The 18,629-nt window shown below is 41.6% G+C and carries 13 protein-coding genes and 1 other RNA gene; 7 read left to right on the forward strand and 7 right to left on the reverse strand.

Annotation, left to right across the window (positions count from 1 at the left end; all coding sequences use genetic code 11):
* Positions 1 to 9 precede the first annotated feature (9 nt).
* On the reverse strand, positions 10 to 1,434 hold the full coding sequence (ahcY, locus tag AOC03_RS00345; RefSeq protein ID WP_062533080.1) for an adenosylhomocysteinase: 1,425 nt from the start codon (positions 1,432 to 1,434) through the stop codon (positions 10 to 12).
* Between the two features lie 365 nt (positions 1,435 to 1,799).
* Entirely contained in the window at positions 1,800 to 3,725 is a 1,926-nt protein-coding gene (locus AOC03_RS00350; protein WP_062533081.1) for a TonB-dependent receptor domain-containing protein, read from the reverse strand.
* A 330-nt stretch (positions 3,726 to 4,055) separates the two neighbouring features.
* Between AOC03_RS00350 and AOC03_RS00355 the strand changes: the two genes are divergently transcribed.
* Complete coding sequence (locus tag AOC03_RS00355; RefSeq protein WP_062533082.1) at positions 4,056 to 5,924, forward strand: mechanosensitive ion channel family protein; 1,869 nt, start codon at positions 4,056 to 4,058, stop codon at positions 5,922 to 5,924.
* 83 nt (positions 5,925 to 6,007) lie between these two features.
* Here the strand turns inward: AOC03_RS00355 and AOC03_RS00360 are convergent, their stop codons facing one another.
* From AOC03_RS00360 to AOC03_RS00375, 4 genes are all read right to left on the reverse strand, one after another.
* The gene (locus AOC03_RS00360; RefSeq protein WP_062533083.1) at positions 6,008 to 6,742 is read right to left on the reverse strand and encodes a Smr/MutS family protein; all 735 of its coding nucleotides are present in this window, start codon (positions 6,740 to 6,742) and stop codon (positions 6,008 to 6,010) included.
* A gap of 71 nt (positions 6,743 to 6,813) precedes the next feature.
* The gene (gene trpC / locus AOC03_RS00365; RefSeq protein ID WP_062533084.1) at positions 6,814 to 7,707 is read right to left on the reverse strand and encodes an indole-3-glycerol phosphate synthase TrpC; all 894 of its coding nucleotides are present in this window, start codon (positions 7,705 to 7,707) and stop codon (positions 6,814 to 6,816) included.
* A gap of 74 nt (positions 7,708 to 7,781) precedes the next feature.
* Positions 7,782 to 8,933 carry an anthranilate phosphoribosyltransferase gene (trpD, locus tag AOC03_RS00370; protein WP_062533085.1) on the reverse strand — a complete coding sequence of 384 codons (1,152 nt, stop codon included), beginning with the start codon at positions 8,931 to 8,933 and terminating at the stop codon, positions 7,782 to 7,784.
* A gap of 55 nt (positions 8,934 to 8,988) precedes the next feature.
* On the reverse strand, positions 8,989 to 9,612 hold the full coding sequence (locus AOC03_RS00375) for an anthranilate synthase component II (RefSeq protein WP_062533086.1): 624 nt from the start codon (positions 9,610 to 9,612) through the stop codon (positions 8,989 to 8,991).
* A 503-nt stretch (positions 9,613 to 10,115) separates the two neighbouring features.
* Between AOC03_RS00375 and glnA the strand changes: the two genes are divergently transcribed.
* Positions 10,116 to 11,525 (forward strand): type I glutamate--ammonia ligase, encoded by a 1,410-nt coding sequence (glnA, locus tag AOC03_RS00380; protein ID WP_062533087.1) that lies wholly within the window; start codon positions 10,116 to 10,118, stop codon positions 11,523 to 11,525.
* A gap of 199 nt (positions 11,526 to 11,724) precedes the next feature.
* Positions 11,725 to 12,564: a DUF4124 domain-containing protein gene (locus AOC03_RS00385; protein WP_084785718.1), complete on the forward strand. Its 840-nt coding sequence runs from the start codon at positions 11,725 to 11,727 to the stop codon at positions 12,562 to 12,564.
* A 169-nt stretch (positions 12,565 to 12,733) separates the two neighbouring features.
* Here AOC03_RS00385 and AOC03_RS00390 read toward each other — a convergent pair whose 3' ends face one another.
* Positions 12,734 to 13,444: an SIMPL domain-containing protein gene (locus AOC03_RS00390; RefSeq protein ID WP_062533089.1), complete on the reverse strand. Its 711-nt coding sequence runs from the start codon at positions 13,442 to 13,444 to the stop codon at positions 12,734 to 12,736.
* Positions 13,445 to 13,635: 191 nt separating this feature from the next.
* Here AOC03_RS00390 and ffs point away from each other — a divergent pair.
* The 4 genes from ffs (at position 13,636) to AOC03_RS00410 (ending at position 18,530) form a co-directional block, all read left to right on the forward strand.
* An RNA gene (gene ffs / locus AOC03_RS00395) (signal recognition particle sRNA small type) lies at positions 13,636 to 13,732 on the forward strand.
* Positions 13,733 to 13,971: 239 nt separating this feature from the next.
* Positions 13,972 to 14,571 (forward strand): LemA family protein, encoded by a 600-nt coding sequence (locus AOC03_RS00400; protein WP_062533090.1) that lies wholly within the window; start codon positions 13,972 to 13,974, stop codon positions 14,569 to 14,571.
* 86 nt (positions 14,572 to 14,657) lie between these two features.
* Positions 14,658 to 17,654: a M48 family metalloprotease gene (locus AOC03_RS00405; RefSeq protein WP_227514250.1), complete on the forward strand. Its 2,997-nt coding sequence runs from the start codon at positions 14,658 to 14,660 to the stop codon at positions 17,652 to 17,654.
* 81 nt (positions 17,655 to 17,735) lie between these two features.
* Positions 17,736 to 18,530 (forward strand): hypothetical protein, encoded by a 795-nt coding sequence (locus AOC03_RS00410; RefSeq protein WP_062533091.1) that lies wholly within the window; start codon positions 17,736 to 17,738, stop codon positions 18,528 to 18,530.
* Positions 18,531 to 18,629 lie beyond the last annotated feature (99 nt).

Here is an 18,629-nt window from a genome sequence, read left to right on the forward strand (position 1 = left end):
GTACTACGATTAGTATTTGTAAGCATCAGGCTTGAAAGGTCCTTCAACCGGCACACCTAAGTATTCCGCTTGCTTGTCTGTCAGCTTGGTCAATGTACCGTTAAAACCAGCAACCATTGCCGCAGCCACTTCTTCATCTAGTTTTTTCGGCAATACTTTAACATATAAATTTTCGGTACGCTTATCTGCTGGCAAGTCCGCGAACTTTTCTTCAAACAGATACATTTGCGCCAATACTTGGTTAGCAAATGAGCCGTCCATCACACGTGATGGGTGACCAGTCGCATTACCCAAGTTTACCAAACGACCTTCAGCTAACAAGATGAGATAGTCATTAACATCGTCAGAGCGGAAAATTTGATGCACTTGTGGCTTCACTTCTTCCCAGCGCCAGTTATCACGCATAAATTGGGTGTCAATTTCGGTGTCAAAGTGACCGATATTGCACACTACAGCGCCTTTTTTCAGCGCGGCTAGCATGTTTTTGTCACACACATGATAGTTACCAGTAGTGGTGACTATCATATCAGTATCTTCTAGCAGGCGAGTGTTGATGCCTTCCGCGCCGCCAGTGTTATCGCCATTAATGTACGGTGACAATACTTCATAACCATCCATACAGGCCTGCATTGCACAGATAGGGTCGACTTCTGATACCCGTACAATCATACCTTCTTGACGTAAGCTTTGCGCTGAGCCTTTGCCCACATCGCCATAACCGATAACAAGGGCGCGACGACCAGCGAGGAACATATCCGTTCCGCGTTTAATCGCATCATTTAAGCTATGACGGCAGCCATATTTATTATCGTTTTTAGACTTAGTTACCGCATCATTAACGTTGATAGCAGGTACTTTTAATGTACCTTTATTCAACATTTCAATTAAGCGATGCACGCCAGTCGTGGTTTCTTCTGAGATACCATGCATGTTATCAAGAAGCTCTGCATAATCATTATGAATTAATGACGTTAAATCGCCACCATCATCCAAGATTAAGTTCGCATCCCAAAGTTTGCCTGACTCTTCGCCGCCAACGTGGACTTGTTGACGTAAGCACCATTCGTACTCTGCGTCCGTTTCGCCTTTCCAAGCAAATACAGGAATACCGGCAGCAGCAATCGCAGCAGCAGCGTGGTCTTGAGTTGAGAAAATGTTACATGACGTCCAACGTACTTCCGCACCAAGCGCGACTAAAGTCTCGATAAGTACCGCAGTCTGAATCGTCATATGAATACAGCCGACGATTTTTGCGCCTTTTAATGGCTGAGCGGCTTCATAGCGACGACGCAAGCCCATTAGGGCAGGCATTTCAGCTTCAGCAAGAGTAATTTCACGGCGACCGTAATCGGCTAAGCTAATGTCAGCGACTTTATAATCTGTGAAAGCGGGGTTGATCGTATGGGCAGAGGGGGCTTTAGACACTGCGTCCATAATATGCTCCTATCAGTGGTAAATTTATGATAAAAAGAATAATAACGCAGGTGCCGTTGTTTGCCCTGTCAATAATCAGCGCCAATGGATAGGGTGATTATTCAACAGTTACCGAGCCTAACATAAAGAATAAATAGTAAGTTTTAAATATAAACCAAACTATTATTTATGGTGCAACACCTCTCGGAGGTCGTTATTGTAAAGTATGATGGGTAATTTGTCACCTATTGGCTGATAAAAAGGCTATGTACTCAACTGATAAATGATATCTCTGTGTGCCTAAAAGCAAGTGAATGGGCATAAAAAAGGTCACCAAACATTGATGACCTTTTTATTTATTTAAACTTTGATAAGCTTAACTGAGTTTAGAACCAGTTATAGGTAAGTGAGGTAAAGAAGTTGGTGCCGTCTTGACCATAGCGAGTACCAAAACCTTCGTTAGTTGTATAGTCTTTGTTGGTTAAGTTATTGATACGACTATTTAACGATAGATTTGGATTAATATAATAATTACCACTAATGTTGAATAGCGTATAGTCATCAATAAAAGTGGTTTCGTTTGCAGAGTTATAAGTCTTACCGACATATTCTGCTTCAGTACGTATATCAAAGTTGCCAGCTTGGTAGCCTATATAAGCCAATCCAGTATTTTTAGGACGATATGCTAATTGTTTACCTTTATTAGCTCCTGTACGTTCCTCTGCATTGGTACGAGTATATTGACCACCAAACAGGATGTTGCTTAGCTGCCAATCTGAAGTAAAGCTGTAACCTGTTAAGCGAGCTTTATTAATATTAACGGCTTTATATTTTTTAGTGGAATCGTCATAAGCATTATCAATAAGATTATCGACGTCACTACTAAACCCTGTTAAGCGAGTGATTTGCGCTGCAGTATTAGATTCAATAAATACTTCTATATTTTTACTTTTTTCAACTTTTAGATTTTCATTTGGAACGTAGTAAACGCTTTCGATATACAGGTCGTTTAGAGTAGGCGCTCTATAACCGGTAGCAAAGCTAGTACCAATACGTAGACTCGGCGCTAACTTTAAAGCATAACCAAGACCAAATGTAGTTTCATCACCAAACTGTGAATTATCATCAACGCGAACATTGGCTTGAAAATCGTAGGCATCTTCGTTAATCTGATAACCAGCAAATCCACTTTTTATAGTACGGTCATTTATTTTATAACTATCTCGACCAGTTGCAGGTGTATTATCTGTAACATTAACGTCTTGTTTGAGCCATTCAGCACCTGCCTGTAGTTGCCCCATAGATAGCTTATAGATAGTCAATAGATTTACTTGTTTTTGCTTGGTTTCAAAGGCATCACCAATTCTATTATTGAGTTTATCTAAACTCTGACCGCCGGACAGACGTACTGTGAGATTATCTTTTTCATATTGTGAAAAAGCTGATACTACACCATTTTTTTGATCGGTTTCTGCGTTAGAAACATTACTGTAGTCGTCAAATTCAGAAATCGATTTGGCAAAGATCCCAGTTGCCCCAACACTAATATCTTGAGTAATAGGCATGCTAGCATTTAGAGAAAAGTTATTGCTTCTAAAGCCATCGTCGTCGCTATTATTGCCTATTTGGTTCTCAATAGCGCTGATGCCCTTAGTTTGATTGCGACTGGCAGAAAGGCTAAGTTTTACACCTTGAGCGTTTGCAAACTGAGCTCCTGCACCGTAAACATAATGATCGTGTGAGCCGACACCTGCGGTAACAGAAACATTGCTTTGGTCAATGTCATGACCTTTAGTAAAGATTTGAATCACGCCACCCATTGCATCAGAACCATAAATACTAGACCCAGATGCGCCATATAAAATTTCGATACGGTCAATTTGGTCGGCAGGTAATAACCCCAGTGTAGGTTGTCCAGTTGACATTGAGCCATAACGAATACCATCTATGAGTACTAATACGCGTTTACTATCATATCCCCGCAGATAAAAATTACTATTTGTACCCATTCCGCCATCTTGTTTAACGCTAAAGCCTGGCTGGCGTCTTAAGACTTCCATCACTGTCTGACCTTGAAAGCGCTTTAAGTCTTCTTTATCTACAACACGAGTTTGTGCAATGACATTACTGGTTTTAGTCGGCGTACGCGTGGCAGTTACAACAATTTTATCAAGCTCAACTTGTGGTAGTTCATTATCGCTGACGACATTTAATTCATTAGTGGCTGCGGTAGCGCTAACGGCAAATGCACCAAAGGCACTTAAAATACACAACCGAAGATAAGTGGTCGAAGATGAGCGTGATAAAACCATATTTAATTCCAAAGTAAACATATCAAAAAATTACAGAAGCGAAAAGTCAGGCAGCTAAAAATTACAAAAAGTAATCAATAAATGACGCGCCGCCATTATCTATAAAAATGTCTCCTTTATAAACCACTTTAACCTAATTTTTATTCATCATAAGATGAATTAATTTCACACTAAGGCTTTATTGTTATTGTCAAAGGTTGCAGCGGACTTGCAGTCATCCATCGTTGTTATCATAGACTGCACAATACATACATTTTATTGGTGCCATAATCCTTTAAAATAGGCTGCTAAAATTAACATCTATAGTGATATCAAATAAAGAGGTTTGTTTTGTCTATTGAGCGTCATCCAAGTTTACCTAGTTCGCTGTTAACATTTATAGCGCTGCTATTCGTATTGCTATTGAGTCTGATGTTGCCGAAGCCTGCCTTAGCGGTTGAAGGTAGCGTACTGGGTATTGGCGGTAATAAAGAGGAAAGTGTCAGCGAGCCATTGCCCGATTCTTTTGGGCGTGATTCGCCGCGTCATACGGTGCAGGGATTTATCAGTGCACTTGGTGAAAACGATTTTTTATTGGCAAGCAATTATCTAAATTTATCCAAATCTGATAATCCAACCACTATTGTACGTCAGTTTAAACAAGCACTGGATGCAGGCGGACGTTTTCAGCCTGATTTACAGATTAATAATACACCAGAGGGCAATTTAACCGATCAGCTGCCACCTAGCCAAGAGAAAGTCGGTAGCATTAATATTGGTGAAAAAAGTGTGCCGTTGTTATTAGAGCGGGTAGTGTCGAAAAACGGGGAGCAGTATTGGCAGTTTTCTAGTGACACGCTCAGCTCTATTCCAGAAGTTATAGAAAATACGCAGCCGACCCTTATATCGCGCTACACCTTTGATGGGCTTGAAGGTAAAAAGCTGTTTAGTTATCAAGTAACGGATTTAACTGCTGCAGTTGCCATCACTATTGGCAGTTTTATACTAACTTATATGCTGGTTTGGCTATTGTATCATTTGTTAAATATTATCTATCCACGTGTACGCGGTGTGCCATTGGGCTTACCAAATAAAGTGATATTACCGCTTGCTGTGGTTATTATGGCATTGATATTATCCGAAATTATGGTCTATTTTGGCGTGTCTGTGACGCTGCGTGAACCTGTAAATCGCTTTACCGATATTGCTTCTTGGCTTGCAACAACATGGTTATTGCTACGAGTTATCGATTCAATATTTACCCGTGCTGTAAATCTAAGCTATAAAAAGAACTATATCGAGCGCGTTTCCATCTTGGGGTTGATGCGTAAAATCGTCAAAGCCTTGCTATTGATATTTGCGGTTATTGTTATTTTTGGCAATTTAGGTTTTGATTTAACGACTGGTATTGCAGCATTAGGGGTTGGTGGTTTAGCGTTAGCATTGGGTGCGCAAAAGACCATCGAGAATTTGGTCGGCAGTGTGGTCGTGGTCGCTGATTCGCCTGTACGTATCGGAGATTATTGTAAATTTGGCACATACGAAGGCACGGTAGTAGATATTGGTATTCGTTCGTCGCGTGTGCGTACGCTTAACCGTACGATAGTAACCGTGCCAAATGGTGACTTTTCATCTATGCAAATTGAAAACTTTACTTCACGCGATATGTTCCACTTTTTGCATCATTTGTATATCAAGCGCAATGCTGATATCGACGTGGTGTTTAAAATGGTCGAAGCGTTAAGTCAGTTTTTAGACACCCATAAATTGACCAATCAAGAATGGAATCAGGCGAACATTTCAGAGCTGCGTCAAGATTGTTACGTCATACAATTGCGTGCTTATGTGAATGCGGTTAGTGCAACCGAGTTTTATGGGAAACAAGATATTTTGTTGGTTGATGTGTTATCGCTAGTAAAAAAATATAACGTTGAACAAGCCTTGCCGACTCAGCAGCTTTTGGTCAATCCAGATGAACTGAAGCATCAGTTAGAAAAGGCGACTGAAGATAAAGTAGAGAAGGTCGAACTGACGAATACTAATGTCACTCACGATGATAATAAGCCTGTCAACTTAAGCAAGGAAACTGAAGCGACTGGCTTTGAAGTTGATAATGAGGTAAAGAACAATGAAGAGGATAAACCAATCGTTAAACGCCAGTTTAGGCATTTAAAAAAAGGCTTTAGATTTCCTAAAGTAAAAAAACATGAGCCTCGTTAAGAGGTAATAAATATAAAATTATAAAAAAGGACTGCGCTTAGGCAGTCCTTTTTTTATAGCTAATTTATGATAATTATCAATATTTATTTTTCTGCATCGGTCTTGTTCTTTTTTAACAATACCAATACCGCACCATTACCACCGTCTTTTGGTGGTGCTGAACAAAATGCTAACACTTCTGGTAATTGACGTAACCAACCATTGACACAGGTTTTAAGAATAGCTTCACTACCTTTACCATGGACGATTTTTACTGATGTTTCATTGTTTTGCTTGGCTTGGCTAAGCAGTTGCGTCATTGCTACACGTGCCTCTTCAATGGTACAACCATGAATATCTACCGCATCATACCAACGCAATTTACCTTGTTTTAACTGGGTAAATATCTTGTTCTGCAAAGTTGGGTTTTTATAAGATAAATACGCTTCACCAGCGACAGGGTTCAGTAGCGCTTGCATATCGGATAAGCCTGCGCCCAGTTCTACGGCATCACTACCTTGTGCAGCGGCACGTTTTGATAAAGTTGCTGCATCAGGTTTACTGCCTTTTTTAGCATTGGCAGGCGAGCGCACGTTTTTATCATCGAGCTGATTAACGCCGTGCATCGCTTGCATAAACAAGACTTTATCGTCGTCAATATGCTCAGAGTCCATTTGCTTGACGGTTTTCTTCACTTGTTTTTGGGTAAGTAGAGAAACCGGCTCTGTTGGTTTGCCATTATCGCCATCTGGGGACGTGGTATCACGACCTTTGCTGAGTTGACCTTTAAGCTCTTTGAGTTGGTCTTGCATTTCTTGTGAAAATAGAGAATTTGACATAGAAGTTAGCGCGTCTGTTTAATGAGTGAATAGGTAAAAATAGTTAAATAGGTGCTGCTATATTCGCTACTTTACGCGCTCACAGCGACGCCTGCAAGTAACGATTGTAACGCCTGCCCAGGGTGGTCAGTTTTCATAAACTGCTCACCAATTAAAAAGTGTTGAATATCGTGTTTCAGCATCAGATGAATATCAGCGGCGTTATGAATACCACTTTCGGTGACAATCAGCGGTTTTAATAATGAGTCTTCGCCATCATTATGGTCATTATTAGCCAAGGCTTGCAACAGCGTGTTTTTTAAGTCTAAGGTGGTTTGTAAGTCCACTTCAAAAGTATTTAAATTACGGTTATTAATACCATAAATATTATGGACTGAGCGCGGTAATTGTAGGGCGCGTTCAAGCTCTTCGGCAGTATGTATTTCAATTAAAACATCCATACCGAGTTTAATGCTGAGCGCGTGCAATTCTTGCAACTGCGTATCTTCTAGACACGCCATAATGAGTAAAATACAGTCAGCGCCCAGTAAATACGATTGATAAATTTGATACACATCAATCATAAAATCTTTACGCAATATCGGTAAATTGCAGGCTTCGCGCGCTTGGATAAGATAGCTATCATCACCTTGAAAATAATCGCGATCGGTCAAGATGGATAGGCAGCTTGCTCCTGCTTGCTCATATTGCGCAGCAAAGGCGGCAGGGGCAAAATTATGGTTGATAATGCCTTTAGAGGGTGAAGCTTTTTTAATCTCAGCGATAATACCAATATCGGCAGCACGTAAGGCGTTAGCGAAGCCACGACGTGGGCGCTTATCAGCAGCAACTTGTGCTTGCAATTCTGTCAGTGACAGCGCGTTACTGGCGGCTTTAACTTCGTCGCGTTTGGTGGCGACAATACGCTGTAATACTGAAGGAATGTGAGCGTCTGAGCTTGTATTAGTTTGAGTGTTTGTAGTCATTATATTATCCAGCTAGCAATCAGTTTAATAGGGCAATCAATAGTAATGTTTTATTAAAATAAAACAGTGGCAAATCAAGCACTCGCAGCAAGTTGCTGGGTATACTCAGCTAGAGATTCAAGCTTGGTTAATGCGGAACCGTTTTGAATAACCGCCTGTGCTTGACTGACGCCATCTTTATAGTTACTGGCAAGCCCTGCCGTATAAATCGCTGCCCCTGCATTGAGGGCAATCATATCGCGGGCTTTGAGTATTGAGCGCTCAGTAGTGGCATTACCCGATAAGGCGGCACGAATCAGCTCAAGGCTTTCTTCTGGTGACTCTACATCAAGTCCAATAAGGGTCTGGGACTCGATACCTGCATCTTCTGGCATAATGTCATAGACGGAGATTTCACCATCTTTGAGCTCAGCGACGGTGGTGGAGGTCGCAAGGCTGATTTCATCTAAGCCATCTTTTGCGCCAACAATCATCACATGACGTGCGCCCAGATTTCTCATCACCTTTGCCATTGGCTCACATAAGCGCGCGGTAAAGACCCCAATCACCAAATTAGGGACGCCAGCAGGATTGGTTAAAGGACCTAAAATATTAAAAATCGTGCGGGATTTTAACTCACGGCGTACCGGATTGGCATAACGCATGGCGCTGTGGTGATTTGGCGCAAACAAAAAGCCAATGCCTTGGTTTTCAATGCAATCAAGCGTTTGCGTTGGGGTGAGCGCCAGACTGATACCCGCTTGCTCTAGCAAGTCTGAGCTACCAGAGCGCGTAGATACTCCGCGGTTACCGTGTTTAGCGACTTGTGCGCCAGCCGCAGCAGCAACCAAAGCTGAAGCAGTAGACACGTTAAATAAATTAGCGCCATCACCACCAGTACCAACAATATCAACCAGATAATCGCAAGCATTCGGTGCAATGTTTTCTGCTAAAGCTCGCATGGCACTGGCGGCAGCGGTAATCTCATCAATGGATTCACCTTTCATGCGCAGTCCGGTCAAAATAGCGCCCATCATCGCGTTGCTACATTTGCCATGCATAATAATCAGCATGACTTGGTACATCTCATCAAAGGTTAAATCAATATGTTGAAAAATGCGGTCTAAAGCACTGGTAAGCAGTGTGTGAATGTCTGCATCCGAAAGTTTAGCAATGTCTTCAGGCGTATTTATGGAGGCTAGCGGTGCATCTTGTTTGTGCCTATCCTTTATATGAGCAATGGTCATGATGGTCTCGTTTACTATTATTTTTTTATGTAATGATACAAAGTATTTTGGGTCATTAGCCAACTTGTGGTAACTGATCGGTGCTCAGTTTTGCTAAGTTGTGGGTTCTTAAGAAGTTATTCAGCAGCTGGTAACCGGCTTCACTTAAGATAGATTCTGGGTGAAATTGCACCCCTTCTATCGCAAATTCTTTATGACGAAAGCCCATAATTTCTTCAATACTGCCATCTGTATTCTGTGTCCATGCCGTAACTTCTAAACAATCGGGTAGGCTGGTTTTATCCACCACTAAAGAGTGATAACGCGTGGCTTGCGAAGGATTGGGCAAGTCTACAAATACGCCTTGATTGTTATGATAAACGGCAGATAAGCGACCATGCATGACCTCGCCAGCTTTGACCACTTGTCCACCAAATGCTTGACCAATGGCTTGATGACCCAAGCAAATACCCAAAATAGGAATAATCCCTTTAAACGTATCAATAATATCTAGTGAGATACCCGCACGATCAGGATCGCAAGGACCTGGACCAATGACAATGATATCCGGCGCCAGTGTTTTAACGTCGTCTAAAGTGACCTGATCATTACGCCAGACGGTGATGTCCTGCTGCAATTCACCGAAATACTGTACAATATTGTACGTAAAGCTGTCGTAATTATCGATCATTAGAATCATTATGGGTTCAACCTATTAATGTGTTTTTGTTTTATAAAGGTAGGCTTATTACTGTGTATGACATTACGCATCTAACATGACGTTAGAGCAATGCCTATTGCTCGTATTTGTTGTCGATGTTTATGGTATCAGTTAGATTTTCATCCAGTATGTTACCACTAGGTACATTATCACTGAGCAGGTTATCTTACCACTATTTTGTGTTCTATTAAATGTCGTCTACTGCTGCACGCTAATCAAAAATATTATTCATATAAATCTATACAAAAACCCTGAATAATGAGAATCTTAGCCTCGATAATGACAAATGTCATGTTGATGAGTGCATAACAGTTCAGCATTATTGGTCAGATATTGCTAAAATAGCACCAGCGCTGATTATCCCTATGAAACTTTGGGGTAATGGTAAGTGAGCACCGTCAAACACCACAATAAAGCTGTCTCGACAACGAGTACAGAAACTTTAAATCGTTATAATCTGATAACCACGAGGGAAATTTTTTATGTCGAATAAATTACTAGATCTTATCAAGTCATCTAATGCCAAATGGGTTGACTTTCGTTTTACGGATACTCGCGGCAAAGAGCATCATATGAGCTTTCCATCTCATAGCGTTGATGAAGAATCAATGGAAGATGGCAAGATGTTTGATGGTTCATCAATCGCTGGTTGGAAAGGTATCGAAGCGTCAGATATGATCTTGCGTCCTGATCCAGAGACTGCATTTATCGACCCGTTCTTTGATGCGGTTACTGTGGTGGTGACTTGTGACATCATTGAACCATCAACGCTACAAGGTTATGACCGTGACCCACGCTCTATCGCGCGCCGTGCCGAAGAATACTTGAAATCTACTGGCATTGGTGATACCGCTTATTTCGGTCCTGAGCCAGAATTTTTTGTATTTGACGAAGTAAAATGGTCTATTGATATGTCAGGCGTGAGCCATGAGATTGTCGCTGAAGAAGCCGCATGGTCAACCAATAAGGACTATGAATGGGGCAATATGGGACACCGCCCACGTGTTAAGGGCGCGTACGTTCCTGTACCACCAGTCGATAGCTCACAAGATATGCGTGCCGTGATGTGTGACCGTATCGAAGATATCGTTGGTGAAGGTTGCATCGAAGTCCATCATCATGAAGTTGCGCCTTGTCAGTTAGAAATTGGTGTCGCGTTTAATACCCTAGTGCGTAAAGCGGATGAAGTACAGCAGCTAAAATATGCGGTACATAACGTCGCGCATCAGTTTGGCAAAACAGCGACCTTTATGCCTAAGCCTATCGTTGGTGACAATGGTTCAGGTATGCATGTACATATTTCTATTTCAAAAGACGGCGTAAATACCTTCTCTGGTGACGAATATGCGGGTCTGTCTGAATCGGCGCTATATTTCATCGGTGGTATCATTAAGCACGCCCGCGCGCTAAATGCGATTACCAATCCTTCAACCAATAGCTACAAGCGCCTTGTGCCGCATTATGAAGCGCCAATTAAGTTGGCATATTCGGCATCTAACCGTTCAGCGTCTATTCGTATTCCACACGTATCAAGCCCAAAAGCGGTACGTGTTGAAGCGCGATTCCCTGATCCAGCCGCCAACCCATATCTAGCCTTTGCCGCGTTATTGATGGCGGGTCTTGATGGTATTCAAAACAAAATCCATCCAGGCGAAGCGGCTGATAAAAACTTGTATGACTTACCACCAGAAGAAGAAGCACTCATCCCAACGGTTGCTGAAAATTTAGAAGTGGCACTACAAGCGTTAAGAGACGATCATGAGTTCTTATTAAAAGGTGATGTATTCACCAAAGATATGTTAGAAGCTTATATCGCGCTCAAAGAAGAAGAAGTGCAACGCGTCAACATTACCGTGCATCCTGTTGAGTTTGACTTGTACTATAGCTGCTAATTTTAGCTCATCCGCTCAATTATTTTAAATGATAAAAAACCAGCTCAGCGCGTCTTAGCTGGTTTTTTTATGGTTGTTTATAAGGTAAATAGTATTAATAAACTATCTGATAAAAAATTAACGCTTCTCATCTTAAAAAGACCGCGTTATAAGGGTTATAATCATGATTAATAACGCTCATTAACGAGGTTGACTGACTATGACTCTATTATCCACATCGCCACGACTGACGAAGATGGCAGCGGCTACAGGCAATAAATCATCAGGCAAGAAGTCATCACGTAAAAATAGCCTGCTAAATGGTATCCTGCTGGGTATGGTAGTTTTTTACGCACCATTAACCAATGCCTCCTCTATTTATAAAGTGATTGATCAGCAAACAGGGCGTGTGACGTTTACGGACAATGTACAAAAATATGAGCAGCAAACAGGCAAGAAAATTAGCCAAACGGGCATTACTACTGAAACCCATGCTCATAGCGCAACGAGTGGTCAATCAGGTACGGCTAATACTGAGTCGAGTGCATCGACACAAACCATTGGCGCCGCACAAAATACCTCAACGGCAACCAAAGCGCCCCGAGTAAATTATCAGTTGACCATGACTGAACCCAGCGAAGAACGTGCTTATCATCGTCCGGCACAAAATATCGTCGTCAACGTACAACTCAAGCCTGCGCTGCAAGCTGGTGATAGTGTGAGTATCTACTTAGATGGTAATCAGGTCACCCAAGGCTTAAGCGCATCAATCGCTACGGTAGATCTCTTGCCTGGTGCGCATACTATCAAAGTAGTGGTGAGCAATGAGAAAGGGCAGAGCGTGGCGCAAGTTTCGCGCACTGTCTACGTGCTTCAAAATACGGCAATGTTGCAAAATAACAAGAAAATTGCCCAACAGCTTTTAGCGTATGAGCAGTTGCCATGGCATCAAAAGGTATTATTGAAATTGCGCCAAGATGGTAAACAACCCAATATACAATCATCCGCTAAGCCGCAAGCGGATACACCGATGACACTTGAGCAGCCAGCAATTAAATAACTATTGGTAAAGTGCGTGATTTATTAACCCGTACTTTACTGATAAAACATCTGATTAAATGATAAATCGTGTCGGCTTATATTGATAAATAAAATAAAGGCAATCGCTATATTTAGCGATTGCCTTTATTGTTAAGCGTTATTGTCTTTTTATACAGACATCTTCATTACTATCTTGTCAATTCAATCGTACCACCTGCCGTCACCGAAATAGTGCTATTACCCGACTCAAAGCTTTGGCTTGGTACTGAGTCTTCCATGGCTGCTGCTTTCATGCTGTACATTGGGCGTGGATAGTTATTATTGTTGGTATTAAGGTTGACCGTTACTACGCGATAGCTACTTGCATCCCAAGCACGGGTTAAGTTTTTTGCTTGTAGTTGAAAGGCGCGCGAGGCACTGGTCATCAGTTTTTGTTCTATGGCATCTTTCTTACTATCTGAAACCCCAAAGTTGAGATTGTTCATGACCAATGTTTCTTGCAAATCGGCAATCAGCTGGCTAGTCGCTGCAAAGTCGGTACTTTTTATGTCGATATTGGCTTGTCCAGTCCAGCCGATAATTTTTTCGTTTTTATCATAGCGTGGATAGGTGCTTTGCTGTCCGGTGCTGACCGTGACGCTAGGATAGCGCTTAGCAATGTTTAACGCTTTATTTACCGCGGTATTAAGCTGTGTTGCTAACGTTTTGGCATCAGTGGCTTGCAGTTTTTTATATAAACTGGCGCGTACTTCATCATTTGCTACTTCTTCTTTGACTTCTGTTTGAAAGCTGAGTTGGTCATAACCAGTTGGGGCGGCTTGCGCTCCTGTCATGGCAAAAGTAAGAAGGCAGGCAGCACTAGATGCCATAAATAATTTGTTTAATAGAGTGTTTTTCATTATAAATTCCTTAATAAGTACAGCGATAAAATAGGTTTTTGTTTATTATCTGGCTAAAATAGCAAATTTTAACTAAGATGCTGTGATAATTTTGTCAGCATATTGCTAGATTCTACAGTGCTCTGACAGAAAAATTTACTTTAGGGCTTGTAATATTAAAAAAACCTTGTATAATTTGCGACTGGTGGCTCCATTGGTAGCCTCGCAACGTTAAATTATGAACCCCGCCAGGACCGGAAGGTAGCAACGGTATTAATTATAATGTGTGCCGAGGATGTGCTGATGGAGTCGCTTTTTTTTGCCTAAAATTTGATAATATAGCTATAACGTAATTAGTTATCAAACAATGAGTTATAAAATAATATTTAAAACTCTTGTTTGTTATTCGAAGCCCTTCATTTGTAAGGGCTTTTTTTTGTTTAGCGTTTTATAACGTATTTTAATTGATTTTTAAGGTTCGCTTATTAATATCGATTAAAATATAATGTACGCATTTATATCCATATTGATTGCTTTGAGACTTTATTATGAAAACGTTCGTTTGGTTATTTATTGCAGTGACGATGTTGGTAATTGTGGTTGGGGTGACGATATTTAATCAATTGGTACGTGGACGTAATCAGGCAAAAAATGGCTTTGCGCAAATAGATGTGCAGCTAAAGCGCCGTCATGATTTGATTCCTAATTTGGTGGAAACCGCAAAGCGCTATTTAGCGCATGAGGAAGAGACGCTCACACGGGTCATTAGTGCCCGTAATCGTGCCCAAAATCTGCAAGATTCTAGCAAGCATCAGCCTGAATCGTTGGAACATATGGCGCTGTTTGCGCAAGCAGAAGGGATGCTGTCCAAAGCGCTCGGGCAGTTTTATGCGGTTGTGGAGGCGTATCCTGAGCTAAAAGCGGACAGCTTAATTAAAGAGTTGATGGATGAGTTGACCAATACCGAGAATCGCATCGGTTTTGCGCGTCAGCATTATAATGACAGTGTGATGTTTTATAATAATAATCGCGAAGTGTTTCCAAATAATTTAGTGAGTACGACCTTTGGTTTTCGTCCGTTAAGTCCATTGGTATTTGCCGATAAAGCAATGATTAGCCAAGCGCCTAAGGTTAATTTTAATCAGTAATGCGCCTAAGGTTAATTTAATCAGTAATTTTAACCAGTAATATCAACCCGCTTTTTTAATAAAATGACTGATAAGCTTTGGAGTGAATGTTGGCTGGGTTTGAGCAAGATGAACGCATAGATTTTTTTGCTGAACAGCGTACCCGCACGCGGCGTAGTCTATTGCTCTATGGGTTATTTTTGCTCATTGTCTTGGCGCATATGGCAGTAGCGCTAGGTATTATGGCGTTATTATTAACCGTTTTTACTGGCGGCATTTATCATTGGGTGTTGGTGCTGGTTATTATTTGGACGTTATTTAGCTTCATTATCGGAAGTTTTTTAGAATATCGTCGCCTAAAGGCAGGCGGACGCGCCATTGCTCAGCGGGTCGGAGCGATTCGCTTATTTATTGATAATAGCCATGACGCTTGGGAGCATAGTCAGGGCATAGCGCATCAGCACGAATCGTTAATGCCTGTGCGCTATACCTCGCGGCATATCGCGGTGCGTCATGAGCGTGATTTTCCAGCGGTGTACCGACGCTATTATGAGTTTGCACAGCAGTTAGCCATTGCTTCGGGATTGACCATGCCGATATTGTATGTGCTGCCTAATGAGCAAGGGATTAATGGCTTTGTGGCAGGTCGGCACAGCAATGATATGGTGATGGTCGTCACGCAAGGGGCGCTCGATAAGTTGTCCGATGAGGCGCTATATGGTCTTATTGGGCATGAGTATGGGCATATTTTGCACGGCGATGCGAAGTTTAATCTACAGTTAATGGTCGTGCTGGCAGGGTTGCAATTACTCTATGATTGGAGTAATTCAATCAATAATTTTTCTGCTCAAGGGACGTCACGACATACCAGTTACTTTGATGACGCGGTTAATCAAACTATGCCGTTATCTCAACGAGAGGTTGATGCTAGAGCGCGCAGTACAGAAGCACAGACAGCGAATTTCACCTCGCATAGTGAATGGGTCACTTATTGGCAATCTCAGTCACAGTCTCAATTTCAAATACAACACCGAGCTTTATCAACCCATTCTTTATCCCTATTAACCTCTAGTAGCGCTGAGCCTGATCGTAGCTCACCGCGTAATATTTGGACGTTAATCGTCCACGCTTTTAGCTTTTCGAGTATGGCAAGTGCGCAATTAATTAAGCACAGTTTTAACCGTGAGCGCGAGCTATTGGCGGACGCGACCAGTATTCAGCTCACGCGTTCGCCTGCTATTTTAGAAACCTTAAAAGCCATTCATCAAGACCCATTAGGCTCACGGTTATCGGACACCACCGATATTAACGGGCTGAGTCACTTCTTTTTTGCCAGTAGTGGCGCAGATTTAGGCGACGTATCATGGTTTGCTACCCATCCGAGCTTGTCTGAACGTATGAGCGCGATTAATGCCAACGCTTATCAAGACTTTGCGGTACAAGTGGCGCAGCAGAAACGCTTAAACCAACAAAAAATTAAAGAAATCTATGAGCAGCGTCGGTTGGGTGATTGGAGTGAACGCTATGCTAGTATTAACCTTAATAATTTCCCTATCAATAACAATACTAAAGCCGACGCTGAACAAGTAATTTCACCTGATAATAATACATTGGCTGAACCTGCTGGCTTAACTCAGCCGGAAGATAACGAAGAAGGATTGTCTTTTAAACAAGAAGTGGATGTGATTATTGATGGGCGTTTACAGGTTAATATTGCCGCTGATAAGGATATGATTGCGCAGGAATTGTTAAAACCGTGGCAAGCATTGCCTGATAATGACTTACCTGCTGATAAACTTGTAGAGTTGGCGGATATTCAGCAAGTGTCTCTACCACATTATCTGCTGAATCACAGTCACCATCCGCTAGGCGCACTGGCACTGATTGAAGCTGTAATGTTGTGTCACCAAGATCATGCTTTATCGACGGCTACTACCTATAGTCTCACTGATATTTGGTGCGGTTTGGCTCAATCAGGCGCTGCAGCAGAAAATTCAGATAATAATTTAGTTGCTAACCTCCATCACTTAATATTACCGCATACTATCGATGCCAAGCTCTTAGAAATAGTCGCCACTCTGGATAGGCGTTTAGATAGTAGTTTAATAGCCATCGCACTGAATCAGTTACGCAAACAGGACTTATCACTCCTGACGATAGAGCAGTTGCAGCAGCAAAGTCTAATGAGTCATCGTTTTCAAGATCAGCAACATTATGAACAACAGCAAAAATGTCGTGCGATGCTATTACGTTATCAGCAAGGGTTTATCAAGCTATTTAATCATCAATTAACTGCTGATTTAACTTCCAGTCAACCTTGTTGTCAACATAGCATGACCGATATACAGTCAGAAATAGCGCCAACTAAAAATAAAACCTTATCTATTATATCTTTGTGGCAAGCGCTACATTTGCAGCAGTTACTGCCTGTATTATCACAAGTATTAGGTTCTAATAACGGTGCTGATAACAAGGGGCATGATAATAAGAAAAATGCGGATAAGGAAAATGCTGATAAGAAAAACGATAATAAGCCGATAAGCGATAGAGCCTATTCGGCTGTTTTGCAAGCTAGATTACCGGATAGTATTGCTCAGCTTGATCCATCAGGGAATATTTTTGCAGGATTAAGTACTGGTAAGCGTACTATGTTGATTGTATTTGCCTATCGCCTTGCTAAAGATGCCGTGTTAAAAAATAAGCGTCAAGACCAAATAAAGGCATATTTATCAAACCATAATATCTGTTATGTCACAGATTTAAGACGCCATGCCCGTTTAATTGATATCGATTTATCAGTAGTAAAGGATGCCGATTTACAATGGTTATTATTAACCGCGCAACGCCTAAATAGTATTCAGCTATTTGCCATTATTGATACGATAGCAGCCTATACACCTGAGCCAAGAACGACAGCATCTACTGCGGATAACTCACATAACAACCGGCCAACTAGCAGCCAAATAGCTTATAATACGCACCGGCTATGGCTGAGCACCTTGCATACCGTCATGTTGCACGATACGATCATCAGTCAAGACGAATATGACTGCTTGACCTTATTAGCAGAGCATTGGCTTGGCGTCCGTCAGTTATGCGATTGATGATTTAGGCTGCCACTAGCGTTTAAATCTTTAGCCCATCAATAAGTAAGTGGTTATAAATAACTAGGATAGTACCCAATCATGAGTGACACGCAAGACGAGATACGCTTAAACACACGCCAAATGCAACAACGTCAGATACTGGCGATGATGGGGATACCGCAATGGGTACAGCCAGACTCACCAACGATAAATATGGCAGATATTATACTGCCAGAAGCTCATTTAAATCAGCGCGCAGTTACAGAAACACATGGTTTAAATGTTGAACCAAACAACGCTCAGGTTTTAGCGCCTTTGTATAACGCACCCGTGTTATCTGCTAACGAAGGCATCATTGAAGCGTATGTAGACGCGTTATCACAAAGTCCGGTGAATCCTAGTGATGAAAATAATCTTTTTCCAACGCTAGAAAAAACATATCGTATTGATACGCTGTCTGATGCATCGCAAATACTCGAACCACTCATCAATGACGTGGATAACCAAGCATCAAGTGATCATCATACCACCATTGCGCCATTTGACTTGCAAGGCGGATGCTATGGTAATTGGGTATTATTGGTCGATATCCAAGCACTGAATCATGACAGCCAAAAATTGTGGCAAAATATCACGCACGCGTTGTCACTCTCTTGTGAGACCAGCTCTTTTCCCATTTGTGCCGGCATGGATACTGTTGAGCTTGCCAATGCCAGTCTCGCCGGTTATATCTTTAAGTTGGGTAGACGCGAGGATATCCAAGTGGCGGTCTTGACGGCATTACCAGATGGATTGATACATCCCAATTTTGTGAGCGTACCGACATTAACTGATATGCTTAACGATGCCAGCCTAAAGCGTAAGTTGTGGAATAGTTTGTCAAATCAGCAATAAAAAATGACTCAAATCTTTAAATGAGTGCTATTTTTAATAAAAATTTGATAAATAGCATAATATACTTTCGTTAAAAATAAGCCATGTTGCATTCGATGC

The sequence above is a fragment of the Psychrobacter urativorans genome, assembly GCF_001298525.1.
GTDB lineage: Bacteria > Pseudomonadota > Gammaproteobacteria > Pseudomonadales > Moraxellaceae > Psychrobacter > Psychrobacter urativorans_A.